This is a genomic window from Skermanella pratensis, from assembly GCF_008843145.1.
GTDB lineage: Bacteria > Pseudomonadota > Alphaproteobacteria > Azospirillales > Azospirillaceae > Skermanella > Skermanella pratensis.
Genome location: NZ_CP030265.1, coordinates 3677071 through 3701412, shown reverse-complemented (window position 1 = coordinate 3701412; position 24342 = coordinate 3677071). Strand labels below are relative to the sequence as shown.

Here is a 24342-nt window from a genome sequence, read left to right as displayed (position 1 = left end):
CGGCGATGTTCAAGGCTCATCAGTCCAACAAGGCCGCCGCGATCAATCCGCTCAAGATGAGCCAGCCGGTCGGCGGCGCGCTCGCCCTGCTGGGCATCGACAACTGCCTGCCCTGCTTCCATGGCAGCCAGGGCTGCACCGCCTTCGGGCTCGTCCTGATGGTCCGGCATTTCCGCGAGGCCATTCCGCTCCAGACCACCGCCATGGACCAGGTCCAGACCATCCTGGGCGGCTACGACAATCTGGAAGCGGCCGTGCTCACCATGTACGAGCGCAACAAGCCCGAGATCATCGGCGTCTGCACGACCGGCCTGACCGAGACCAAGGGCGAGGACATGCAGGGGGCGCTCGCGACCTTCCGGAAGAGGCATCCGGAAGTGGCCGGCAAGTGCAACCTGGTCTTCATCAATACGCCGGACTTCACCGGCGGGCTCGAGGAAGGCTTCGCCAACACGGTCACCGCCGTCATCGAGGGGCTCGTCGCCCCGGCGGAGATGAAGGTATCCAACCGTGTCAACGTGCTGGCCGGCAGCCACCTGACTCCCGGCGACGTCGAGGAGATCCGGGACCTGATCGAGGGGTTCGGCCTCTCCCCGGTGATCCTGCCCGACCTGTCCACCTCGATGGGCGGTCGCCAGCCGGACGATTTCAAGGCGACCACCCTGGGCGGCGTGACCGTCGCCGAGATCAAGGGCATGGGGGAGTCGGTCCTGACGCTGGCGATCGGCGAGCACATGCGCAAGCCGGCCCAGGCGCTGGAAAGGAAGACGGGGGTTCCCTTCAAGCTGTTCGACCGGGTGGTCGGGCTGGAGGCGGTCGACCAGCTGATCCGGACGCTGGCCGAGGTCAGCGGCAGGCCGGTTCCGCCGCGGATCCGGCGCCAGCGGGAACACCTGGTCGACGGCATGCTGGACGGGCACTTCTATTTCACCCGCAAGCGGGTGGCGGTGGCCCTGGAGCCGGACCTCCTCTACGCTTATTGCGGCTTCCTGCGGGACATGGGCTGCGAAGTGACCGCCGCGGTCGCTCCCACCCAGTCGCCCGCCCTGGAGAAGATCAAGGCGTGGTCGCTGCTGGTCGGGGACCACGAGGATTTCGAGACGCTGTCCCGCGGCGCCGACCTGGTGATCTCCAACAGCCACGCCCGGCAGTCCGTCGACAAGTTGGGAACGCCGCTGGTGCGCGCTGGCTTTCCGACCTTCGACCGCCTGGGCGCCGGGCACCGGGTCACCGTGGGCTATCGCGGCACCCGCGACCTGCTGTTCGAGTTGGGCAACATCTTCCTGGCGAACGACCACGCGCATGCCGCCCACGACGCCGGAGCAACTCCCAAAGGGATGGAGGACCACCATGCCGGTCCGCACGCGGCGGCTTAGGCTCGTCTCCACCACGCCCGAAACGGCGGCCGCGCCGGACGGTTCGGGTGCTCCGGCCAAGCGAGAGGGAATGATGAAGGTTGCATTCTGTACCCAGGACATGGCCCGCGTGGACGCCCATTTCGGGTGGGCCAAGAACATCGCGATCTACGAGATAGACCCCACGGGTTACCGCTTGCTGGAGGCGGTCCAGTTCAACGGCCAGATGTTCGAGGACGGCAACGAGGACAAGCTAGTCCCCAAGATCGCCGCGATCGAGGACTGCGCCATCGTCTACCTGGCCGCCATCGGGGCCTCCGCCGCGGCGCGGATCGTCGCGAAGAAGATCCATCCGGTGAAGGTCGAGCAGCCCGAGGCGATCACCGACCTGTGCGAGAAGCTGGTGGTGACGCTGAACGGGTCGCCCCCGCCGTGGCTGCGCAAGGCCCTGAACAAGGGCGCCGAAGTCGCCCGCAATTTCGACGAGGAGTGAGAAGAGCATGTCCGAAACGATCGAAGCCCCGGTGGTCGACCAGGAGTTCCTGAAGACCCTGGTTTCGCTGATCCGCGCCGAGGACACCTACGGCGCCTGGGAAGGCAAGAGCGACGACGTCCTGCTGCGGCCCTTCGTCCTGACCAAGGAAGAGCGCCGGCTGATCCCGATCATCGGCGATCCCGACCCCGACACCATCACCCGGGTCGAGCAGTTCTACAAGGCGATCGGCCTGACCATCGAGAAGCGGACCCGCCTTATGGCGACGCCGATCATGAAGATGAGTCACGAGGGCTTCGGCCGCATGGTCCTGCTGACCGGCCGGCTGGTGGTGCTGAGCAAGCATATCCGCGATGTCCATCGCTTCGGCTTCCCCTCGATCGAGGCGGTCGCGCAGGACGGCGCGAAGCTGGTGGACGAGGCCGTGGCGCTGATCGAGAAGCATCGCGACGTCGCCGACCTCTGAAGCGTGGCCGACCTCTGAAGGAGCATCCGGGCATGAGCGACATCGACGCCCTGAAGGACGAGATCAAGAAGCTGAACGCGCGGGCGACCGCGAAGAAGATGGACCTGCACGACCTGTCCGAAGAACTTCCGGGCGGATGGGAGAAGATCCTGGAGGTGGCGCAGGAGACCTATGACGCCTTCAAGCTGCTGACCGAGAAGCGCGCGGAGCTCAAGGCCCTGACATCTTGACCACTTAGACAACAACACGACACATGAATGCGAGGAGAGTTCACGATGAGCGGATTTGTCCAGGGTAAGACGAAGGGTGGCGGGTCGTGGACTCCCAAATTCGTGGAGGATCTGAACCAGAAAGCCTGCATCGGCTGCGGCCGCTGCTTCAAGGTCTGCCCGCAGGGCGTCCTGAACATGATCGGCATCACCGAGGACGGCGACATCGTGGACGCCCAGGACGACGATGCCGAGAAGAAGGTCATGAGCATCGCCAACGGGGAGAACTGCATCGGCTGCCAGTCCTGCGCCAAGGTCTGCGGCAAGAGCTGTTTCACCCACGCCGCCCTGGCGGCCTGACCCCGTCCGAACACTTCCGCAACCTTGTGCCGTGAAAGGCCCGACATGACGATCATGACGCCTGCACCGTTCGCGCTCGCCGATTCCGCCGCCCTTTACGGTGCGCTGATGGCGGCGGTGGCCGATGCCGGTGATCCCGACAGCCATGTCTTCGCCTGCATCCTCTCGGCAAGGGCCACCGACGGCGCCGATCCGCTGGACGACGCCGTCGGCTTGGCGCCTGCCGAACTGGACCGGCTGCTGTCGAAACATTTTCCGGCGCTTGCCGGTCGTGGGTCCTCCGTCGCCGTATACCTTGCCGCCCGGCGGGGCCGGCGGCAGGGCAGGGGAGTCGCCGACCTGGTCCTGGCGGAGGAAATGGACGATCTCCGCACCCTGCTGCTCGATCATGTCACCGCTCCCGCCGACGAGGCGGTCTGGCTGGCCTCGATGGTCGCCCGGGCCTGCCTGTTCTCCAACCATCTCTGGCAGGACCTCGGGCTGACCGGCCGCAAGGACCTCTCCGGGCTGCTCCTCCGTCATTTCGGGCCGCTGGCGGAGAAGAACACCGGCGACATGAAATGGAAGAAGTTCTTCTACAAGCAGCTCTGCGACCGTGAGGGCCTGAACCTGTGCAAGGCGCCCAGTTGCGGGGTCTGCACGGACTTCAAGCTTTGCTTCGGGCCGGAGGAGTGACGCCGGACGTCACGGAACGGCATGTCGGCCAAGCGGCGGGTTCTCGCGAAACACTTGGAAATCACGGTATCCGGGGAAGGACCGCGGAAGCGGTCAGCCTACTCCGCCTCGGCGACCCGTTCGGCGAGCGTCGCGATCACGCCATAGCCGACGGTGTCGGCCGGGTCCAGCTCCTTGAGCTTGGCCAGCATGTCCAGCGACTCACCGGTGCGGGCGCCGCGGAGGGTGATGAAGCTCAGGGCCTTCAGGGTGAACAGATAGAAATGGGGAGCGCCGGTCAGGGAAGCCCAGTCGGCGGATCCCGCGGACAGCCGCCGCCAGTCGGGATCGAACCCGCCGAGGCGGGCGGCGGCATCGAGCCCGATCAGGGCGACGCGCTCCGCCTGATCCAGGCGGCGCTGGTTGAAGTAGAACTTGTAGAGTGCGTAGAACACCGGCAGGGCCTTCGGCCCCAGATGATGCGCCTCCCACAGCAGACTTTCCGAAAGTTCGAGATCGCCGGCAAGGCGCGCCTTCACCGCTTCCTGGAGGAGGGCGTCGATATGCTCGGGAACGTCGCCGAACGCCATCCTGCCGTCAGGGATTCGGAACTCGATCTGGCGCATCGCGGTGTCTCCTGGCGGCATGGCGGCTTCCGCTAATACCATAGCTTTTTTATGGATATGAAGCGTTTTCTCGCCCGATCCCGGCGGCGGCCCCGCCTTGTCGGGTTTACGACAGGCTTCTGTCGGCAAGCCGCCATGGTTCAGCGGACAGGAAATAAAAAAATCAATGAAATCAATAAGCTGCAAATGGCCCGGATTTTGCTCTGTGGAAGGTCCTGAAAAATCTCGTCTTAAGGAGACAGGTTCGATGGTGACGCTGACGGATTCGGCGGTAAGCACTCTCCAGCGCGTCCTGGCCACTTCGGCCGCCGCGCAAGGCTTGCGCATCCAGGTGGCGGACGGCGGGTGCGCCGGCCTGAAGTACCAGATGGGCCTGGAAGCCGGTGCCGGCGAGGATGACACCGTGCTGGAATACGGCGACGTCAAGGTGTTCATCGATGCCGGCAGCATGGTGCACCTGAACGGCGTCGTCGTCGATTATGTCGAGAGCGTGGGCGGTGCCGGGTTCAAGTTCGAGAATCCCAACGCGACATCGACCTGCGGCTGCGGCTCCTCCTTCTCCACGTCGTCTTGCAACTCCAAGCCCGCCGGCGCTCCGGCCGAGGCGGGCGGTTCGTGCGGCCACGGTCACGGCCACCATCACTGACGCGCGGCCAAGGCTGCGACCTTCGGATACCAGGCCGGTCGGGCACACCGGGCCGATACAGGAGAACAGACCAATGTGGAACTACTCTGACAAGCTTAAGGAGCATTTCTTCAATCCGAAGAATGCCGGCGTCCTGGAAGAGGCGAACGCCGTCGGCGAGGTCGGCTCCATTTCCTGCGGCGATGCGCTCCGCTTGATGCTGAAGGTCGAGCCCGAGACCCAGGTCATCCAGGACGCCCGGTTCCAGACCTTCGGCTGCGGCTCCGCCATCGCGTCGTCCTCGGCGTTGACCGAGATGATCATCGGCAAGACGGTCGACGAGGCCCTCCAGGTCACCAACAAGGACATCGCGGACTATCTGGAAGGCCTGCCGCCGGAAAAGATGCACTGTTCGGTCATGGGCGCCGAGGCGCTGCGCGCCGCCATCGCCAACTACCGGGGCGAGGAATGGGTCGACGACCATGAAGAGGGCGAGCTGATCTGCAAGTGCTTCGGCGTCGACGCCGCGATGATCGAGCGCGCGGTCGAGGTCAACGCCCTGACCACCCTGGAGCAGGTCACCAACTACACGAAGGCCGGCGCGAGCTGCAAGACCTGCCACGAGAAGATCGAGGATCTGCTGGAGAGCCTGCTCGCCAAGCAGGGCAAGACGCTGGAGCCGGTCGCGGCCAAGGCGCCCGCTCCGGCCATGGTCGGTCTCGCCGACATCGCCCCGCTGGCCGCTCCCGCCTCTCCCGAGGCGGCCAAGCCGGTCCCGGCGAAGAAGCTCAGCAACGTCCAGCGCATGCAGATCGTGATCGCGACGCTGGAGGAGATGCGGCCCTACCTCAAGCAGGACGGCGGCGACGTGGAACTGGTCGATATCGACGGCAAGAACATCTATGTCCGGCTCAGCGGCGCCTGCTCCGGCTGCCAGATGGCGTCGGTCACGATCGAGGGCATCCAGACCAAGCTCGTCGAGAAGCTCGGCGAACTGGTCCGTGTCATCCCCCATACCATGATGGCGGCGGAGTGAGCGGCATGGGTATCTATCTGGACAACAACGCCACCACCCGCGTCGATCCGGCCGTCGTCGCCGAGATGATGCCGTTCTTCACCGAGCATTTCGGCAACCCGTCATCGATGCACGGCTACGGCGCCGCGGTCGGCGGCAAGATCGAGTGGGCCCGCGGCGAGGTGCAGAAGCTGCTCGGCGCCGCCTTCGACACGGAGATCGTGTTCACGTCGGGCGGGACCGAGTCCGACAGCACGGCGATCCTGTCGGCGCTGAAGGCCTATCCGAAGCGCCGGGAGATCGTGACCTCGGTCGTCGAGCACCCGGCCATCCTCAGCCTCTGCGACTTCCTGGAGAGCAAGGAAGGCTACAGGATCCATCGCATCCCGGTGGACGGCAAGGGCAACCTCGACCTCGAAAAATACGAGGCGGCGCTGTCGGAGAACGTGGCCGTCGTCTCCATCATGTGGGCCAACAACGAGACCGGAACCATCTTCCCGGTCGAACTGCTGGCGAACATGGCGAAGAAGGTCGGCGCCCTGTTCCACACCGATGCCGTCCAGGCGGTCGGCAAGCTGCCGATGGACCTGGCGAACTCGGCGATCGACATGCTGTCGCTGTCGGGCCACAAGCTGCATGCCCCCAAGGGCATCGGCGCCCTGTACGTCAAGCGCGGGGTCCGCTTCCGGCCGATGCTTCGCGGCGGCCACCAGGAGCGCGGACGCCGTGCCGGCACCGAGAACGCCCCGGCCATCGTCGGTCTCGGCAAGGCGTGCGAGCTTGCGCGCGAGTCGATGGCGATCGAGCTGACCCAGGTGGCAGCGCTCCGCGACCGGCTTGAGAAGGCGCTGGTCGAGGCGATCCCCAACTGCTTCGTCACCGGCAACCCGGCCAACCGCCTGCCCAACACCGCCAACGTCGCGTTCGAGTTCATCGAGGGCGAGGCGATCCTGCTGCTGCTGAACGAGGAGGGCATCGCGGCCTCTTCCGGATCGGCCTGCACGTCCGGCTCGCTGGAGCCGAGCCACGTGATGCGGGCGATGGGCGTTCCCTACACGGCGGCCCACGGCGCCACCCGGTTCTCCTTGTCGCGCGACACCACGGCGGAGGAGATCGATACGGTGATCCGGGTCGTGCCGGGCATCATCGAGCGGCTGCGCAAGCTGTCGCCCTACTGGACCAACCAGGGCGCCACGGCCGGTTTCCAGCCGGTCTACTCGTAAGCGGAAAGCCGTAGGTCGGGTAGAGCGAAGCAGCACCCGACAATCAGGCGTGATGGCGTCGGGTGCCGCTGCGCTCTACCCGACCTACAAAGTCCTCCTCTGGAGTCACCGCGATGCCCGAGCCGAGCTCCGTCACGATCAACGACACCACGCTCCGCGACGGTGAACAGACCGCCGGCGTTGCCTTCACCATCGAGGAGAAGATCGCGATCGCCCGCGCGCTCGACGCCGCGGGGGTGCCCGAACTGGAGATCGGAATTCCCGCCATGGGTGAGGAGGAGCGCGAGAGCATCCGCGCCGTGGCCGCCGCCGGGCTGGTGCGGGCCCGCCTGATGGTGTGGTGCCGGATGCGTGCCGACGACCTGCATGAGGCCGCCACCTGCGGCGTTTCCTTCGTCAACATGTCGATGCCGGTGTCCGACATCCATATCCAGCGCAAGCTGGGGCGCGACCGGGCTTGGGCGCTGGCCCAGATCGACCGCCAGATCCGGACCGCCCGCGACCTGGGCCTGGAAGTCGGCTTCGGCGGTGAGGACAGCTCCCGCGCCGATCCCGACTTCATGGCGCGGGTCGCCGAGACGGCGCAGGCCGCCGGTGCCCGTCGCTACCGCTTCGCCGACACGCTGGGCGTGCTCGACCCCTTCCAGACCTTCGCCTTCATCCAGGCGCTGCGCGCGCGCACCGACCTGGAGATAGAGATCCACGCCCACGACGATCTGGGCCTCGCCACCGCCAATTCGCTGGCCGCGGTCCGTGGCGAGGCCACCGATGTGAACACCACCGTCAACGGTCTGGGCGAGCGCGCCGGCAACGCGGCCCTGGAGGAGATCGTGATGGGTCTTCGCCACCTCTACGGCACGGATACCGGCGTCGAGGCGATGCGCCTGCCGGCCATTTCGGAGCTGGTGGCGAGGGCGTCGAACCGGCCGGTGCCGATCAACAAGAGCATCGTCGGCGGCGCCGTCTTCACCCACGAGGCCGGCATCCATGTGGACGGCCTGCTGCGCGATCCGCTGACCTACCAGGGCTTCGACCCGGCGGAGGTCGGCCGCCGGCACAGCATCGTGCTCGGCAAGCATTCCGGCTCGGCCGGGGTCAAGCTGGCGTTCGCCGGCCTGGGAATCCAGCTGAGCGACGGCGAGGCGCAGGCGATCCTGCCGCGGGTGCGCCGGGTTGCCGGCGCCTTCAAGAGGCCGCCGACCCCGGACGAGCTTCTCCAGTTCCGCCGCGACGCCGCCCCGGGCGAGCCGCCGGCCGTCCTGGCATCCTGACCTCGAAGCGGGAGACCCGGCATGTCCGGAATCATCGAAGCATCCCCCCCGTCCAGCGGGGCGCCATCCGCGGACTCCGCGTCGCCGCCGGAACGGAGCATCTGGCGCCTGCTGTGCGAGGACGTGGAATGCGTCGCCGACCGCGACCCGGCGGCGCGCAACACCTTCGACGTCCTGACCTGCTATCCCGGCATCCACGCCATCATCGCGCACCGCATCGCCAATGCGCTGTGGCGCCGCAGAGTCCGCTGGCCGGCGCGCTTCATCAGCTACGTGGCGCGCATGGTCACCAACATCGACATCCATCCCGGCGCCACCATCGGCCGACGCTTCTTCATCGACCACGGCGCCGGCGTGGTGATCGGCGAGACCGCGGAGGTCGGCGACGACGTCACCCTCTACCATGGCGTCACCCTGGGCGGCACCAGCTGGAACAAGGGCAAGCGCCATCCGACGCTGGAGGACGGCGTGATGTGCGGGGCGGGGGCCAAGATCCTGGGGCCGATCACCATCGGCCGCAACGGCAGGGTCGGCGCCAACTCGGTCGTGACCAAGGACGTCCCGGCGGAGATGACGGTCGTCGGAATCCCCGGACGCATCGTCAAGCCGATCGGGCGGCGTATGGCCGACCACGGCATCGACCTCGACCACCACCTGATGCCCGACCCGGTCGGCCGGGCGCTCGCCTGCCTGATCGAGCATATCAACAAGATCGAGAACCGCCTGGACGAGCACACCGCCGCCGACGTCGTCGGCGAGCTGAGCCAGGCCATGGAAGGCATCGTCTGCGCGCGGTGCGGCAACAGTTGCGACCAGCCCGGCTGCGAGCTGCCGGGATGCGAACATTGATCCTCACAAACCTCCCACCGACAGGAACCCCCCATGAGCAGCTTCCAGGACGACTTGGACGATCTGAACACCGCCGAAGACTTCCTGCGGTTCTTCGGAATCGATTTCGACGCGCGGGTGGTCCACGTCAACCGCCTGCACATCCTGCAGCGCTTCCACGATTATCTCGCGGAGGAGGCCAACCTGGACAGCCTCGCCGAGGATCTCCTGCGCGACCGCTACAAGGTCCTGATCACTCAGGCGTACCAGGATTTCGTCAAGTCCGACGCGATCGCCGAGAAGGTGTTCAAGGTCCACAAGGACCAGGCCGAACGGCACAACGCCAGCTTCGTCCCGCTGGAGAGCCTGACCCTGTCCGGCGCGCAGTGACAAAGCCGACAAGCCGCGGCTCCTGTCGGTTAGCCGACAAGTGCCGCCGCAAGGTGCAGGCTCCAACACCCTCCGATTAAATCCTTTAAAATCAGAACTTTATGCTTATGGCTTCAGTGTTCTCAACGTTGGCACGTCCCCTGCATAAGCAGAGTTGAGCAAGCCCTGAGGGGCCACCAGTCGAGAGGATAGCGGGATGCACATCGTCGTCTGTATCAAGCAGGTGCCCGACAGCGCCCAGATCCGGATCCATCCGGTCACCAATACCATCATGCGCCAGGGCGTGCCGGCGATCATCAACCCCTACGACCTTTTCTCCCTGGAAGAGGCGCTGCGGCTGAAGGACCGGTTCGGCGGACGGGTCACCGTCCTGACGATGGGCCCGCCCATGGCCGAGGCGTCGCTGCGCAAGGCGATGTCCTTCGGGGCGACCGACGCGGTGCTGCTGACCGACCGCAAGTTCGCCGGTTCGGACACTCTGGCGACCTCCTACGCGCTGACCTCCGCGATCCGGAAGCTGCACGAGGAGGAGCCGGTCGACCTGGTGTTCTGCGGCAAGCAGACGATCGACGGCGACACCGCCCAGGTCGGCCCGGGCATCGCCACGCGCCTCAACCTCCAGCAGCTGACCTATGTCGCCAAGATCGAGGACGTGAATCTCGACAGCCGCGAGATCACCGTCCAGCGCCGCTCCGAGGGCGGCGTGCAGGTTCTGAAGAGCCGCCTGCCGGCCATGATCACCATGCTGGAAGGCTCCAACACGATGCGCTTCGGCACCATGGACGACATGTTCAGGGCCGCGCGCACGCCGCTGAAGACCTGGAACAAGGACACTTGCGTCGACGACGAGAGCAAGGTCGGACTGAAAGGCTCGCCCACCGTCGTCTCCAAAGTGTTCGTGCCGAAGCCCCGCGCCGAGAAGGCGAAGATGATCGAGGCCGAAGGCGGTCCCGAGGCCCAGGCGGCGGCGGCGATCGAAATGCTCTTCACAACCTACCCGAAGATGGCGAACGACCTGGTCCGATAAGGGCCCGGTCGCGGAAGGCGGGCGCCTGACACGGCCGCCGTCAACCCCGATCGAACCCGACCCCGTCCGACGCCTGCCGAACCCTTACTTCGAGACTGTGAGGCCGACATGAGCCAAGCGCCTGCCAATCCACCCTCCGCCAAGAAGGCCGCCGGTGGCCGCAAGTTCGAACTGCCGGAAGAGTTGAAAATCTACAAGGGTGTCTGGGTCATCGTCGAGCAGGAGCGCGGCAAGGTCCACACCGTCTCGTACGAATTGCTGGGCGAGGCCCGCAAGCTGGCCGACAAGCTGGGCGTCGAGGTCGGCGCCGTGATCCTGGGGGCTCCCGGTCCTTTCATCCACGAGATCACCGGCGAGGCGATCGCCTATGGTGCCGACGTGGTCTACACGGTGCTCGATCCCGTCCTGGCGGAGTACCGGACCGAGCCCTATTCCAAGGTGATGACCGACGTGGTCAACACCTTCAAGCCGGAGATCGTTCTGCTGGGCGCCTCGACGCTGGGCCGCGACTTGGCGGGAGCCATCGCGACCACGCTGCTGACCGGCCTGACGGCCGACTGTACCGAGCTGGACATCAGCGCCGAGAACCGCAGCCTGGCCGCCACCCGCCCGACCTTCGGCGGCACCCTGCTGTGCACCATCCAGACACTGGCCTACCGCCCGCAGATGGCGACCATCCGGCCGCGCGTCATGCAGATGCCCGAACGCGACGGCACCCGCACCGGCCGGGTCGTCGAGGTCACGCCGAACCTCGCGGAAGAGGTGTTCGTCACCAAGGTGCTGGACTTCATCCCCGACAGCGACCAGGAGGAGGCGCAACTCGCCTTCGCCGACATCATCGTCTCGGGCGGGAAGGGACTCCAGAAGCCGGAGAACTTCAAGCTGATCTGGGACCTGGCCGAAGTGCTGGGGGCCGAGGTCGGCGCGTCCAGGCCCTGCACCCAGGCCGGCTGGGTCACCAGCGACCGGCAGGTCGGCCAGACCGGCAAGACGGTCCGCCCGAAGCTCTACATCGCCGCCGGCATTTCCGGCGCCATCCAGCATCGCGTCGGCTGCGAGAATTCCGACGTGATCCTGGCGATCAATTCCGATCCCAACGCACCGATCTTCGACTTCGCCCACCATGGCATCGTCGGCGACGCGCTGCAGATTCTTCCGGCCTTGACGGAACAGTTCCGCCAGCGCCGGCTGGTCAACCGCAAGGCGAGCTGACCACCCGCCAGAGGAGAGTGCCTGACATGGTAGAGAAGTTTGATGCCATCGTCGTCGGCGCCGGACCTTCCGGCAACTCGGCGGCGTACACCCTGGCCAAGGGTGGCTTGAAGGTCCTGCAGATCGAGCGCGGCGAGTATTCCGGCTCCAAGAACGTCCAGGGCGCGATCATGTATGCCGACGCGCTGGAGCGGATCATCCCCGACTTCCGCGAGGATGCGCCGCTGGAGCGCCATATCATCGAGCAGCGGATCTGGCTGCTGGGCGACGACAGCTATATCGGCACCAATTACCGTTCGGACAGCTTCAACAGCGAGCGCCCGAACCGCTACACCATCATCCGCGCCCAGTTCGACAAGTGGTTCAACGAGAAGGTCCGCGAAGCCGGCGCCCTCGTGATCTGCGAGACCACGGTGACCGAACTGCTGCGCGACGCCAGCGGCAAGGTCTATGGCGTGCGCACCGACCGCGAGAACGGCGAGGTCCATGCCGACGTGGTCATCATGGCCGACGGCGTCAACGCCCTGCTGGCCCGCCGCGCCGATCTCCAGGAGGAACTGCCTCCGGAGAACGCCGCGCTGGCGGTCAAGGAGATCCACTTCATCGATCCCGCGCTGATCGAGCAGCGTTTCCAGGTGAAGGGCGACGAGGGCGTCGTCATCGAGATGATGGGCAAGGTCACCGGCGGCATGGTCGGCACCGCGTTCCTCTATACCAACAAGGAGTCGCTGACCATCGGCATCGGCTGCCTGATCTCCGACTTCAAGGAGAAGGGCATCGCCCCGTACAAGCTGCTCGAGGACCTGAAGAACCATCCCGTGATCAAGCCCCTGATCCAGGGCGGCGAGGTCAAGGAATATGCCGGCCACCTGATTCCCGAGGGCGGCTACAAGGCGGTCCCGCAGGTCTGCGGCGACGGCTGGATGGTGGTCGGCGACGCCGCCCACCTGAACAACGCCGCGCACCGCGAAGGGTCGAACCTGGCGATGACCAGCGGCCGGTTCGCCGCCGAGACCCTCATCGAGCTGAAGAAGCAGGGCAAGGCGCCGGTGGCCGCCAACCTCGCTCTCTACAAGAAGAAGCTCGACGAGAGCTTCGTGATGAAGGACCTGAAAAAGTACAAGAACCTGCCGCACATCATGCATATGTCGCCGCAGTTCTTCAATGCCTATCCGGATCTCTTGAACGGCGCCGCCCACGATCTCTTCACGGTGGACAGTGTCGACAAGAAGACCAAAGAGAATCAGATCCTGAAGTCGTTCGCCAAGCGGCGGTCGATCTTCGGCCTGGTGGGTGACGCATTCAAGCTGGCGAGGGCTTTCCGATGAGCGTGATCAAGGTTGAAGACAAGCTGTACCAGAACCGGTACATCGTCGACGAGAACCGCCCCCACATCTACATCAAGGACGCCGAGGTCTGCGCGTCCAGCTGCAAGAGCCAGCCGTGCACCTTCTGCTGCCCGGCCAACTGCTACACGAAGGACGACGCGGGCGGCGTCAACCTCGTGACCGACGGCTGCCTGGAATGCGGCACCTGCCGGGTCATCTGCCAGGACAACGGCAACGTCTCGTGGAACTATCCGCGCGGCGGATACGGCATCAGCTACAAGTTCGGCTGAGGCCGGCGCCGATCCAAGGATCGGGCGGGCTCGGTACCCGCCCATCGGCACCCAAAACGAAAGGGCTTCGGGAGGTTCGCTCCCGAAGCCCTTTCGTTTTGGGTGCCGCCGAGGGAGGCGGTCAGTTGACCAGGGTTACCGCGCGGCGGTTCTGCGCCCAGGCCTGTTCGCCGGACGCGCCGATCGCCGGGCGCTCCTTGCCGAAGCTCAGCGTCCCGATCCGGCCGGGCTGGATGCCCTGGGTGACCAGATAGTTCCTGACCGAGTTGGCCCGGCGGTCGCCGAGCGCCAGGTTGTACTCCCGGGTGCCGCGCTCGTCGGCGTGGCCCTCTATGGTCACGGTCACATTGGCGTACTGCTTCAGCCACTGGGCCTGACGTTCCAGAGTCGCCCGGGCCTCCGCGCTCAGGTCGACCTGGTCGTATCCGAAGAACACCCGGTCGCCGACGCTGTTGGCCAGATCCTGCTGGGAGCCCGGCATCACGCCGCCGGCGCCGGGACGGGCACCCGACAGGCCACCGGTGCCCACGCCGCCGACACCGCCGACTCCGACCCCGCCCGGACCGCCCGCGCCGATCGGGGCTCCGCTCACCGCACCCATGCCGCTGCTGCTCGAGGCGTCCCATGGGGCCGACTCGCAAGCCGTCAAAACGAGCAGGGCGCCCACTATCCCGATAAGCTTCAACCGCATTGCATACCCTTTATGACGACTGGCCTAGATTTGTCCGCAGACACATAGAATAAACATGGCTACTAAACCGTTAACGAAACCGACAAGAAGCCGATTGGTGGCAATCGGCCCCTGCGACATCGTAGCCAAGTGATAGCTGTCACATACCCATCTGCGCAAACTCGATTAGAGTGTCTTTCGGTAATGTGGCGGCAAAATCGGTTTTGGCACAGTCGCCCCGGCATCACCCCCTCCTGAGTAGCTTCCCGCTCAACCACTCACCCCCAGAAAAACGGCCATGTCGATCCTTCCCACCGGCTCACCGGCGGTGGACACACGCACTCCGCCCAGGCGGACCATCCTTTCCCTGACCCTTATGGCTGCGGTCATCGCCGGCACGGCGATGACCCATCTCGCCATCTGGCGCGGCCAGACCGCGCCGGTGGATGTGGCGGCATCGCCGAGCCGCCTGCAATCGGTGTCGTACAGCCCTTCCGGCCGCGACTTCAGCCCGGAAGACGACCACCACGTGTCAGTCGCCGACATCCGCAAGGACATGGTGGCGATCAACGGCATCGCGGACGGCATCCGGACCTATACCGTTTCCGACGGGCAGGACCGCGCTCCCGGCGTGGCCGCCCGCATGGGGCTGAAGGTGAGCCTGGGCATCTGGCTGAACGCCGACGCCGAGCACAACCGGCAGGAAATCGACCAGGCCGTGGCGATCGCGCGCAGCACGCCCAACGTCGTGCGCGTCGTGGTCGGCAACGAATCGCTGCTGCGCGCCGACCAGACCGACGAGAGCCTCGCGGCGCTGGTCGCGGAGGTACGGTCGCGCGTGCCGAGGCGCATTCCGGTGGGCACGTCCGACACCTGGTCGGAGCTGCTGAACGCGCCGAAGACCGTCGCGGTTTCCGACTTCGTCGGCATCCACACATTGCCTTATTGGGAAAAGCTCGACAGCTCCGGCGCCTTGCCCTACGCCTTGGACAAGATCAAGCGCATCCGGCAGGCTTATCCCGGCAAGCCGATCTGGGTGGGTGAAATCGGCTGGCCCTCGGACGGCGACAATTTCGGCGATGCCCACGCGTCCCGCCCCGAGCAGGCCCGGATCATCCGCGAATTCGCCCAGGACGCCAAGCGGATGGGCGTCGAGTACAACGTGATCGAGGCGTTCGACCAGCCCTGGAAGACCGCGATCGAAGGCAGTCCCGGCCCGTTCTGGGGCGTGCTCGATGCCGATCGGCAGCCCAAGTGGCAGCTCCAGGGCGCTGTCGAGCCAAAGCCGGAAGCCTATGCGGTCGGCGTCGCGTCGGTGCTGGTCGGCGTGTTCCTGTCGCTGCCTGCCTTGTTCCGCCGGCGTGCCACCGTGCTCCAGACCCTGCTGTGGTCGATCGCCGCCCATGGCTCGGCCGGCATGACCGCCTGGGCCGTCCTGGCCGCCATGGGCGTCTATCCGACCATGGGTACCGTGATCATGTGGGGCAGCGGCCTCGCGCTCGGCGGCATCCTGCTGGTTCTGGCGCTTGCCGACCTGGACGAGATGACCCGGACCCTGCTGGGCCGCCGGCCGACCCGCCTGCTGCCGGCCGACGGCGCCGCGGCACTGATCCGCAACGCCGGCGTCGCCGTGCGGGAGCCGATGGTGTCCGTCCACATCGCCGCCCGGAACGAGGATCCGGCGATGCTGAACGCCACCCTGGACAGCCTCGCCGCCCAGGACTATCCGGCCTTCGAGGTGGTCGTCGCGATCAACAACACCGACGACGTCAGCCTGATCACCCCGGTCGAGGACCATTGCCGGACCTTGAACGCGCGGCTGGGCCGCACGGTCTTCAAGTTCGCCAACTTCAACCCGATCACCGGCTTCAAGGCGGGCGCCCTGAACCGCGCGCTCCGGATCACCGCCGATGAGGCGGAGGTCATCGCCGTGCTGGACGCCGACTACGCCGTTTCGCCCCAGTGGCTGAGCCGGCTGGCTCCCGCCTTCTCGGACCCGGCCGTCGGCCTGGTCCAGGCGCCGCAGGAACACCGCGACGGCGACCAGTCGCTGCTGAAGCGGCTGATGGCCGCCGAGTACCGAGCCTTCTTCGACAGCGGCATGGTCGAGCGCAACGAGGACAACGCGCTGATCGCCCACGGCACCATGATCATGGTCCGGCGTTCGGCCCTGGAGGATCTTGGAGGCTGGTCCGAGTGGTGCATCGTCGAGGATACCGAACTGGGCCTGACCCTGCTGGAGCAGGGCTGGAAGCAGCACTACACGACGGAGCGGCTGGGCGCCGGCATCACGCCGGACAGCTACAAGGACTTTCGCCAGCAGCGCCACCGCTGGGCCTACGGCTCGGTCCAGATCATGAAGGCTCACCTGCGGGCTTTGCTGCCCGGCGCCAAGGGCCTTAGCGCGACCCAGAAGCTCCACTTCTGGACCGGCTGGGCGCGCTGGTGGTCGGATGCGCTGGGGCTGATCGCCGGTGCGGGCGCCATTACCTGGACCCTGCTGGCGACCGTGCTGCCGCTGCACCTGCCGCCGCCGGAGGTGACGGCCATCGCGATCGCGGCGCTGATGCTGCGCGCCGCGGCCAGCATGGCGCTGACGAAGTTCGCCTCCCGACATGGCTGGGGCGAGACGGTCGGCACCGCACTGCTGGGCATGAGCCTGAACTACACCGTCGGCGCCGCCGTGCTGAAGGGGCTGTTCACCAAGCACGAGCCCTTCAAGGTGACGTCGAAGGGCAAGCGGAAGAAGGCGTCAAAGTTCCCCGCCGTGCCGGAAGCCGTGCTGGCAGGGCTGCTGGTGGTCTGCTGCCTGATCGCCACCGTGCTCAATCATGCCGGGACCGTGTCGCTGACCCTGTGGACCATCCTGCTGGCGGTCATGGCGGTACCTAACCTGATCGCGGCGCTGCTGGCGGCGACCGACCTGATGCCGGTCCGCGAGAAGGCTGCCGAGGCCGTGCCGGAGCCGGTTACCGTCCCGCTGGTGGCTTCCCAGCCGGCCGGCGCGCTGGTTGCCGACGCGGCGGGAGGCTGATGGCGTCACCATCTGCCACATTATGGTGTGAGGGCTGAGCGGCGCCCTGCCGGAGGTCAGACGATCTCCGGCAGGGTGTCCGCATTTTCATCCAGAAGGCTGCCGATCCGTCCGAGTGCCGCGGCAAGGCAGTCGAGGTCCGGTGCCGCTCCCAGCGATATCCTGACGGCGGAATCCGGCGCCTGTCCCACTGCGAACGCCGTGTCGGGAACCAGGGCAAGGCCGGAGCGGCGGGCCTGGGCAGCGAAGCCGGAGGCATTCCAACCGGCGGGCAGCCGAAGCCAGAGGTGGTGACCCTGGCCGTGCGCCGTGAAGCTGCCGGCCGGGAGGATGCGACCGGCGACCTCCTGACGGCGGGCGGCCTCGGCCCTGATCGCCTCCACCAGGTGGAGCGCCGTGCCGTCCTGGACCCACCGGGTCGCGACCGCGGCCGACAGGGGAGGGACCATCTGGCAGACTGCCCGCAGTGCCGCCTGGACCCGGGCTGCGCGGCGGTCGTCGGGACAGACCAGATAAGCCACTCTAAGCGCCGGCAACAGGCATTTCGAGAGCGTGCCCAGATACCAGGTCAGGTCCGGCACAAGGGTCGCGATGGGCGGCACCGGCGCTGACGGCAGCAGGCCATAGGCGTCGTCCTCGATCACCGTCAACCGATGACGCCGGGCGATTTCGGCCAAGGCGGCGCGGCGCGCCGGCGGCATGGTGATTGCCGTCGGGTTCTGGATGGTGGGAACCGTATAGAGCGCGGCCGGATTCAAGCGGGCGCAGGCGTCGTCGAGGGCTTCGGGAAGCAGGCCGTCACCGTCCATCGCCAGCCCTTCCAGCCTGACGCCGGTCTGGGCCGCGACGGCCCGAAGGCCGGGATAGGTGAACCGTTCGGTCAGCACAGTGCCGCCCGAAGGTGCCAGCGTCGTCAGGAGCGCCATGAGTGCCGCCTGTCCCCCGGCCGTGACCAGGACGCGGGACGGCTGAACGGTGCCGAGCAGGGGGATCAGCCACCGGGCACCGGCGGCGCGTTCCGCGGTGCCGCCGGTGCTGGGATGGTAGCTGAGCACCTGGGGCGCATCGCTTCGGCGCAAGATCGCCGCCAGGGTCTGGGAAAGCCTGGCGGGGATGGCCGCCGCCGGGGGCTGGGGCGGCAGGTTCATGGAAAGGTCGATTTCCGCGGGAAAGGGGGCGACCACGAGAGGCTGCGCCGCGGAGCCGCGCACGAAGGTGCCCCGCCCGGCCGCGGCATCCACCAGCCCGCGCCGCCGCGCCTCGCCATAGGCGCGGGTGACAGTCGTCAGGTCCAGGTCGAGGGCGGCCGCGAGAGCCCTGTGGGTGGGCAGTCGTTCACCCGGAGCCAGAGTCCCTGCCGCGATGCCCGCCTGGATGGCGTCGGCGAGGGCGAGATAGATCGGGCCGGGGGCGCCGGAAAGATCGGGAACCCAGGAGCAGGGCGAAGACTCCTCCCTCAAACTGCGTTCCCCCTCAGAATTCCGGCTCGGCCGCCAACCGTCTCCAGCATTTGTCAGGGCTTGTCGCGCGGGGTCAAGCGACCTTCGCTCGCCTTGTTGATGTATTGCGAACAGACCAGCCATCCCTTCAAGGGCCGGAGCAAGGCCATGCAGGACAGCACCAGCAGCGGCAAGGTCGTGATGAGATGGACCCAGATCGGAGCCTGGAAGGCCAGTTCCAGCCAGGCGGCAAAGCCGACGAGAGGAAAGCTGACGATCGACATGGCGAAGAAGGCCGGGCCGTCCGCCGGATCGGCGAAGGAATAGTCTAGCCCGCAGACCTCGCACTGCTTCGCCAACGTCAGGAAGCCCTTGAAGATATGGCCCTTGCCGCATCGGGGACAGAGCCCTCTCGCACCGAGTTCCAGAGAACTTTTTCCGAGAGGCTCGCTGTAGGGTTCCATGGCGGTGTACCACTTATATGGATGGTTTGCGCGATTAGTGTATGCATACATGACATCCACACAAGGGTGAATGTCAGCGTTGATTATGCGCGCCCGGTTCCCGGTCGTACCGTTTCCAGGGCGGTGCGGCGCATTGAGGGTAGAAATTCGGCGCATACGACTGGAACAACCCCTTCGATCCGGCGTTTAGCTCCGTCAGGCCGTATTGGAGTGACTCTGTTCAGGTGCGGCTTTCCCAAGGAACTTGCTCCTGCTAAGCGACCCCGGTTCAAGGTCGCGATGGTGTCTAGTGTGTTTTACGGCTCGGGACGGACGGCGATTCATGACTGGTGGGAAGAACAACAGGACAGGCGATGAAAGATCGCTCGATGTCGAGGGCGGCGGACAAAGCGCCGGCCTGCCCGCCACCAGGGATCTGGACAGCCGCCACGTCTATTCCCCCACGGGAACACCGGGCGCCCGTCATTGGGAAGAGGGCTATATCACCCGACCCGGCCTGGAGGACCGCAGCAGCGTGTTCTTCGCCGCCGTGGAAATGACGCGCATGCCGATGCTGGTCACCGACCCGAACCAGCCGGACAATCCGATCGTTTTCTCCAACCTCGCCTTCTTCGAATTGAGCCAGTACGACGAGAGCGAGGTGCTGGGGCGGAACTGCCGGTTCCTCCAGGGTCCCCAGACGGACCCCGAGACGGTGGACGAGATCCGCACGGCGGTGGCTGAACAGCGGGCGGTCGCGGTGGATATCCTGAACTACCGGCGCGACGGCACCCCGTTTTGGAACGCACTTTTCATCGGCCCGATCTTCGATCAGGACGGAAAGCTGCTTTACTTCTTCGCGTCTCAGATGGACGTGACCCGCCGGCGCACGTCGGAGCAGGCGTTCCGTCAGGCGCAGAAGATGGAAGCCATCGGTCAGCTCACCGCCGGCCTGGCCCATGATTTCAACAATCTGCTGCAGGTGATTTCCGGCAACCTGGAGATCGCCGCTTCCAGGTCCGGGAACGACGAGGCGTTGCGCCGCGCGATCGTCCGCGCCGACCGCGCGGCCGGGCAGGGGGCGAAGCTGACCCAGCAACTGCTGACCTTCGCACGGAAGCAGCGGCTGGAACCGCGCCGGGTGAACCTCAATAGACTCGTGGTCGAGTTTAGCGAGATGCTGGTCCGGACGATCGGCGACAAGGTCGACCTGCGTCTCGATCTCAAGCCGGGGCTGCCGTCCAGCACGCTCGATCCGGTACATTTGGAAATGGCGTTGCTCAACGTGCTGATCAACGCACGCGACGCGATGCCGGAGGGCGGGAGGGTGACCGTCGCGACCGCGACCCGGACAGTGAACGGGAAGGCCGCCGCCCACCAGCTTCCGCCGGGAAGTTACGTGGTTCTGTGCGTGACCGACGACGGTCTTGGTATGCCGCCGGAGATGGCCCAGCGCGCGACCGAGCCCTTCTTCACGACCAAGTCGCCGGGTACCGGGTTGGGTCTCGCCATGGTCCATGGTTTCGTCCAGCAGTCCCATGGGCGCCTGGAGATCGAGAGCCGGCCGGGCGAGGGAACCACCGTCCGGATGATCTTTCCCGTGGAGACCACGCGCGCGCCCGCTCCCGAACCCGAGGACATCGGCGGAATCGAACGGGCGGACGGCAAGTCCGGCCCCGGCCCGGTCAGGACCATCCTCGTGGTCGAGGACAACGACGACGTCTGCCATGTGGCCGAAACCCATCTGCGCGGCCTGGGCTATCGCGTCCTCTCCGCCCGGAGCGGCGAGGAGGCGCTTGATCTCCTGGACGATCGCGATTCCATCGACCTGCTGTTCACCGATCTGGTCATGCCCGGAGGGATGAACGGGATGGTGCTGGCCCGGCAGGTGCGGGACCGCTTTCCCGGCCTGCCCGTCCTGCTCACCACGGGATACACCGACGAAGCGACGGCGCCGGGCTCGGATTGGTCGGGCATGGACATCCTGAACAAGCCGTACCGGCGCAGCGATCTGGCCGAGCGGGTCCGTGCCGCCCTTGGCGACGGGGAAACCGCCCGACCGAACGACGCGGATAATTTTCAGCACGAGGGGTGAAGCCGACGTGGCGCATGTGCTTTTGGCCGAGGATGAGGCTTTGATCGCGCTGATGTTTCAGGACGCATTGGAAGAAGATGGACATCGGGTCACCGTGGCGCGCGACGGCATCGAGGCTCTGGAGGCGGATGCCAGAGATCCGGCCGAAGCCTTGGTCACGGATCTGGCGATGCCGCGCATGGGGGGCCGCGAACTGCTGGATCGCCTGCGCGAACGACGCCCGGACCTGCCGGCGGTGGTCGTGACGGGGTACGCCGGCGAGGTTCAATTGGGCGCGCCGCTGACCGTTCTGCTGGCGAAGCCGGTCAGCCCCCGCGCCCTGACGGCCCGGCTGACCCAACTACTCGCCGATAGCGGCACCGTTCGGGACTTCTGAACGCGATCCACGGGAGGGATGCGGGGGTAAGTCCCGATGGCCGGGGCGCCGCGATGCGCATATTCGGAAAAGCTGATACGCGCCTTGCTTTTCTGATTGAAACCAATTCGCTTCGAGACTATTTCCCGCAGTGCAGCAGCGATGCTGCAACGCCTCTCTTGGGCGTTTCCTCCCTAGACTCAGGCCGCCTCCGGGCGGCCCTTTTTCTTTTCCCGCCCGAATTCACTTTTCTCGCTGGACGCGGGCAGCGGTAGCCCGGGGCGGCGAGGCTTGTTCCTCCGGCAGGCAGGCGCTAGTCTGCCCTCCGCATCATGCCCCCATGACACCAGGACGATACACCAGGACGATCTGGCCGGACTTTCCGGTCCCGGTACGGGGGCGGCATTGCGTCAACAAAGAGCGCGTTCGTTCGAAAGCGCATCAAGAAAGCGTCGAGGGAGTCGAGGCCACATGCCCGAGGGTAAGAATACGCGCGTAGTGCTCGCGGAGCGGCCGGTGAATCGGGCTCCGGTCGAGAACGATTTCCGGATCGAACAGGTGCCGCTCACCGATCCGGCCGAGGGCGAGGTGCTGATCCGCAACAGCTTCCTGTCGCTCGACCCCTACATGCGGGGCCGGATGAGCGCCATGAAATCCTACGCCGAACCGGTCCAGGTCGGCGGCGTCATGACAGGCGAAGCGGTCGGGCGAGTCGTCGCATCGCGGCATCCCGCCTGGCGTCCCGGCGACACGGTGCTGGCCAACACGGGATGGCAGGAATACGGCTTGCTTCCTGGCGAGCGGATCACCCGTGTCGATCCGGGCCTGGCGCCTGCCTCCTATTACCTGGGCGTGCTCGGCATGCCGGGAATGACCGCCTATTGCGCGCTGCTGTACCTGGGCGAGCCTCAGCCGGGGCAGACCGTCCTGGTATCGGCGGCCTCGGGCGCGGTCGGCCAGGTGGTCGGCCAGATCGCCAGGATCCGCGGCTGCCGGGTGGTCGGCATCGCCGGGTCGGATGACAAGCTCGCCTATGTCCGCGACCAACTCGGCTTCGACGCCGCGCTCAACTACAAGGAATCCGGCGGCAAGGCCAAGGACTTCGAAACGCTGTCGCGGGAGGTGGCCGACTGCTGCCCCGAGGGCGTGAACGTGTATTTCGACAATGTCGGGGGAACCGTCCACGACGCCGCCATGGCGAACATCGCCCTGCACGGCCGGATCATCGTCTGCGGGACCATCTCGGTCTACAACGAGCTGGAGAAGCGCGACATGGGCATCCGCTGGATGCGTCAGCTTCTGGTCAAGCGGGCCCGGATGGAGGGCTTCCTGGTCTTCGACCATGCCCACAGGACCGAGGAGTTCCGTCACACCATGGCCGGATGGCTGCGCGAAGGCCGCGTCACCTATAAGGAAGACGTGGCCGAAGGCATCGAGGCGGCGCCCCGGGCCTTCATCGGGATGCTGGCCGGAGCCAACCGCGGCAAGCAGTTGGTCCGGATCAGCCAGGACTGAGACCAGCGGGGCTGAGCGGCCAGACGCTCAGCCCACCTTGCTCGTGGGTTGCTGCTGCTGGGCCGGCTCGCTGGCGAAGCCGTTGTTGAGCGCCCAGATCGCGGCCTGAGTCCGGTTGGTCGCGTTGATCTTGCGCAGCAGGCTCTTCAGGTGGACCTTGACGGTCGCTTCCGTGATGTTCAGGTGGTTCGCGACCACCTTGTTGCTGTCGCCGTTCAGCAGGCAGCGGACGATCTGAACTTCACGCTGGGACAGGCCCTTGCGGGCGCTCGGCATGTCCATGGTACTGGTGTTGATCCGGCCGCTGATCAGCAGGGCCGCCAGATGGGTCGGGAACACTTTCTCGCCCATCATGACGAGGCGGAGCGACTGGATCAGGGCATCGGCCGAAAGATCCTTCATCAGGCAGCCGTCGGCACCCGCGGCAAGGGCAGAGATCAGCCGCTGCGGGTCCATGTCGGCCGCCAGAAGCACGATCCGGCCGTCGGGCAGCAGGTCGCGCAGGGTCCGCAGGGTTTCGGTTTCCGTGTCGCTGTTCCAGGTCATGTCGAGCAGCACGAGCTCGACCTTCAACCCGCCCTGTACCAGGGAGACGCCCTCAGCAACGTTCTGAGCTTCGCCGGAGATTTCGAACTTCTCCCCGCTCAGAAGGAGCTTCAGGCCTTCGCGGAACAGCTTGTTATGGTCGATCAAAAGGACCTGTACAGGAGGCATTGGGTTCCTCAGAGGTATAAATTAAACCATCCCAACTTACCTCAAGACGACAGGATGAAAGTGGAAAAATAAGGCCTTTTCGCCGCCTATTTGGGGTTAGTGTCTTTATGGGTTAACACATAAAGATCGATTTCTTGAGAAGAGCCAGTCCGTTCTCTTTCGGTGAGGGGCGCGCCCTAATTCTTCCCGATCTTTTGCGCAACCTGCTGCGGAGATTAAGTCCTTCGGCTGGTGCTTCCGGTGAAATCGCGTCTTGCTTATGGTGGCGGGTAGTCCCACATTAGGGCTGTCGATGCTGTTCTGGTCTTCCACGTCTACCGTCCCTCGTGCCGGTACTGGTCTACCCTCAGTCACCTCGATGCCCCATCCGCGATATTGCGCGGGGCAACGCCAGCTTGGGAGAGACATATGTCCACTGGCACCGTGAAATGGTTCAATAGCACCAAGGGCTTCGGCTTCATCCAGCCGGACGATGGCACCCAGGACGTGTTCGTCCACATCTCTGCCGTCGAGCGTGCCGGCCTCGGCAATCTCCAGGAAGGCCAGAAGCTTTCCTATGAGATCGTCCGCGACCCGCGTCGCGGCAAAAGCTCGGCGGAAAGCCTGCGGGCTCTCTGACTGGTACGGAACGGGCGGCCTCGGCCGCCCGTTTTGTTTTTTGGCCCGGTCTCCTTCTAGGTGAACCGGCCCCGTCCGGTTCCTGAA

26 protein-coding genes are annotated in these 24342 nt (G+C 66.0%); 21 read left to right on the top strand and 5 right to left on the bottom strand.

Translation table 11 applies throughout. The features are described 5' to 3' along the window. Positions 1–5 precede the first annotated feature (5 nt). From nifN to DPR14_RS16900, 6 genes are read left to right on the top strand one after another with little or no spacing between them, the layout of a single operon-like run. Positions 6–1376 (top strand): nitrogenase iron-molybdenum cofactor biosynthesis protein NifN, encoded by a 1371-nt coding sequence (gene nifN / locus DPR14_RS16925; RefSeq protein ID WP_158046202.1) that lies wholly within the window; start codon positions 6–8, stop codon positions 1374–1376. Then, entirely contained in the window at positions 1351–1848 is a 498-nt protein-coding gene (gene nifX, locus DPR14_RS16920) for a nitrogen fixation protein NifX (RefSeq protein ID WP_246148255.1), read from the top strand. The genes nifN and nifX overlap by 26 nt, the downstream gene beginning before the upstream one ends. A gap of 7 nt (positions 1849–1855) precedes the next feature. Further along, positions 1856–2314 (top strand): NifX-associated nitrogen fixation protein, encoded by a 459-nt coding sequence (locus DPR14_RS16915; RefSeq protein WP_158046201.1) that lies wholly within the window; start codon positions 1856–1858, stop codon positions 2312–2314. Between the two features lie 32 nt (positions 2315–2346). Then, positions 2347–2544 carry a CCE_0567 family metalloprotein gene (locus DPR14_RS16910; RefSeq protein ID WP_158046200.1) on the top strand — a complete coding sequence of 66 codons (198 nt, stop codon included), beginning with the start codon at positions 2347–2349 and terminating at the stop codon, positions 2542–2544. Between the two features lie 45 nt (positions 2545–2589). Continuing rightward, positions 2590–2883 (top strand): ferredoxin III, nif-specific, encoded by a 294-nt coding sequence (fdxB, locus tag DPR14_RS16905; RefSeq protein ID WP_158046199.1) that lies wholly within the window; start codon positions 2590–2592, stop codon positions 2881–2883. 45 nt (positions 2884–2928) lie between these two features. Next, on the top strand, positions 2929–3558 hold the full coding sequence (locus DPR14_RS16900) for a nitrogen fixation protein NifQ (RefSeq protein ID WP_246148252.1): 630 nt from the start codon (positions 2929–2931) through the stop codon (positions 3556–3558). Positions 3559–3656: 98 nt separating this feature from the next. Here DPR14_RS16900 and DPR14_RS16895 read toward each other — a convergent pair whose 3' ends face one another. Further along, positions 3657–4184: a hypothetical protein gene (locus tag DPR14_RS16895; protein ID WP_246148250.1), complete on the bottom strand. Its 528-nt coding sequence runs from the start codon at positions 4182–4184 to the stop codon at positions 3657–3659. 226 nt (positions 4185–4410) lie between these two features. Here DPR14_RS16895 and DPR14_RS16890 point away from each other — a divergent pair, with 226 nt between their 5' ends. The 10 genes from DPR14_RS16890 (at position 4411) to DPR14_RS16845 (ending at position 13372) form a co-directional block, all read left to right on the top strand. Beyond that, positions 4411–4809: a HesB/IscA family protein gene (locus DPR14_RS16890; protein ID WP_158046198.1), complete on the top strand. Its 399-nt coding sequence runs from the start codon at positions 4411–4413 to the stop codon at positions 4807–4809. A 73-nt stretch (positions 4810–4882) separates the two neighbouring features. Next, the gene (gene nifU, locus DPR14_RS16885; protein WP_158046197.1) at positions 4883–5824 is read left to right on the top strand and encodes a Fe-S cluster assembly protein NifU; all 942 of its coding nucleotides are present in this window, start codon (positions 4883–4885) and stop codon (positions 5822–5824) included. Positions 5825–5829: 5 nt separating this feature from the next. Next, entirely contained in the window at positions 5830–7026 is a 1197-nt protein-coding gene (gene nifS, locus DPR14_RS16880) for a cysteine desulfurase NifS (protein WP_158046196.1), read from the top strand. A 113-nt stretch (positions 7027–7139) separates the two neighbouring features. After that, positions 7140–8297: a homocitrate synthase gene (nifV, locus tag DPR14_RS16875; RefSeq protein ID WP_158046195.1), complete on the top strand. Its 1158-nt coding sequence runs from the start codon at positions 7140–7142 to the stop codon at positions 8295–8297. A gap of 21 nt (positions 8298–8318) precedes the next feature. Further along, complete coding sequence (gene cysE / locus DPR14_RS16870) at positions 8319–9146, top strand: serine O-acetyltransferase (RefSeq protein ID WP_158046194.1); 828 nt, start codon at positions 8319–8321, stop codon at positions 9144–9146. Positions 9147–9179: 33 nt separating this feature from the next. Beyond that, a complete protein-coding gene (gene nifW / locus DPR14_RS16865) occupies positions 9180–9515 on the top strand; it encodes a nitrogenase-stabilizing/protective protein NifW (RefSeq protein ID WP_158046193.1) in 336 nt (111 codons plus the stop codon). Between the two features lie 196 nt (positions 9516–9711). Continuing rightward, positions 9712–10542, top strand: a complete 831-nt coding sequence (locus tag DPR14_RS16860) for an electron transfer flavoprotein subunit beta/FixA family protein (RefSeq protein WP_158046192.1) — start codon at positions 9712–9714, stop codon at positions 10540–10542. A 108-nt stretch (positions 10543–10650) separates the two neighbouring features. Beyond that, entirely contained in the window at positions 10651–11754 is a 1104-nt protein-coding gene (locus DPR14_RS16855) for an electron transfer flavoprotein subunit alpha/FixB family protein (protein ID WP_158046191.1), read from the top strand. Between the two features lie 26 nt (positions 11755–11780). Then, on the top strand, positions 11781–13082 hold the full coding sequence (locus tag DPR14_RS16850; protein ID WP_158046190.1) for an FAD-dependent monooxygenase: 1302 nt from the start codon (positions 11781–11783) through the stop codon (positions 13080–13082). Beyond that, positions 13079–13372: a ferredoxin family protein gene (locus DPR14_RS16845; protein WP_158046189.1), complete on the top strand. Its 294-nt coding sequence runs from the start codon at positions 13079–13081 to the stop codon at positions 13370–13372. The genes DPR14_RS16850 and DPR14_RS16845 overlap by 4 nt, the downstream gene beginning before the upstream one ends. A gap of 121 nt (positions 13373–13493) precedes the next feature. Here DPR14_RS16845 and pal read toward each other — a convergent pair whose 3' ends face one another. After that, positions 13494–13973, bottom strand: a complete 480-nt coding sequence (gene pal, locus DPR14_RS16840) for a peptidoglycan-associated lipoprotein Pal (protein WP_246148247.1) — start codon at positions 13971–13973, stop codon at positions 13494–13496. Positions 13974–14340: 367 nt separating this feature from the next. On the opposite strand from pal, the gene DPR14_RS16835 reads away from it, so the two are divergent. Then, positions 14341–17076: a glycosyltransferase gene (locus tag DPR14_RS16835; protein WP_158046187.1), complete on the top strand. Its 2736-nt coding sequence runs from the start codon at positions 14341–14343 to the stop codon at positions 17074–17076. A 56-nt stretch (positions 17077–17132) separates the two neighbouring features. On the opposite strand, the gene DPR14_RS16830 is transcribed toward DPR14_RS16835, so the two are convergent. Then, complete coding sequence (locus DPR14_RS16830) at positions 17133–18536, bottom strand: aminotransferase-like domain-containing protein (RefSeq protein WP_211103795.1); 1404 nt, start codon at positions 18534–18536, stop codon at positions 17133–17135. 53 nt (positions 18537–18589) lie between these two features. Further along, on the bottom strand, positions 18590–18979 hold the full coding sequence (locus tag DPR14_RS16825) for a DUF983 domain-containing protein (RefSeq protein ID WP_158046185.1): 390 nt from the start codon (positions 18977–18979) through the stop codon (positions 18590–18592). Between the two features lie 322 nt (positions 18980–19301). On the opposite strand from DPR14_RS16825, the gene DPR14_RS16820 reads away from it, so the two are divergent. From DPR14_RS16820 to DPR14_RS16810, 3 genes are all read left to right on the top strand, one after another. Beyond that, complete coding sequence (locus DPR14_RS16820; protein WP_158046184.1) at positions 19302–21053, top strand: histidine kinase famiy protein; 1752 nt, start codon at positions 19302–19304, stop codon at positions 21051–21053. A 7-nt stretch (positions 21054–21060) separates the two neighbouring features. After that, positions 21061–21429, top strand: coding sequence for a response regulator (locus tag DPR14_RS16815; RefSeq protein ID WP_246148244.1), 369 nt, complete (start codon positions 21061–21063; stop codon positions 21427–21429). Between the two features lie 450 nt (positions 21430–21879). After that, positions 21880–22923 (top strand): NADP-dependent oxidoreductase, encoded by a 1044-nt coding sequence (locus DPR14_RS16810; RefSeq protein ID WP_158046183.1) that lies wholly within the window; start codon positions 21880–21882, stop codon positions 22921–22923. Between the two features lie 27 nt (positions 22924–22950). Here the strand turns inward: DPR14_RS16810 and DPR14_RS16805 are convergent, their stop codons facing one another. After that, the gene (locus DPR14_RS16805) at positions 22951–23637 is read right to left on the bottom strand and encodes a LuxR C-terminal-related transcriptional regulator (protein WP_158046182.1); all 687 of its coding nucleotides are present in this window, start codon (positions 23635–23637) and stop codon (positions 22951–22953) included. A gap of 408 nt (positions 23638–24045) precedes the next feature. Here DPR14_RS16805 and DPR14_RS16800 point away from each other — a divergent pair, with 408 nt between their 5' ends. Beyond that, positions 24046–24255 (top strand): cold-shock protein, encoded by a 210-nt coding sequence (locus DPR14_RS16800; protein WP_158046181.1) that lies wholly within the window; start codon positions 24046–24048, stop codon positions 24253–24255. Positions 24256–24342 lie beyond the last annotated feature (87 nt).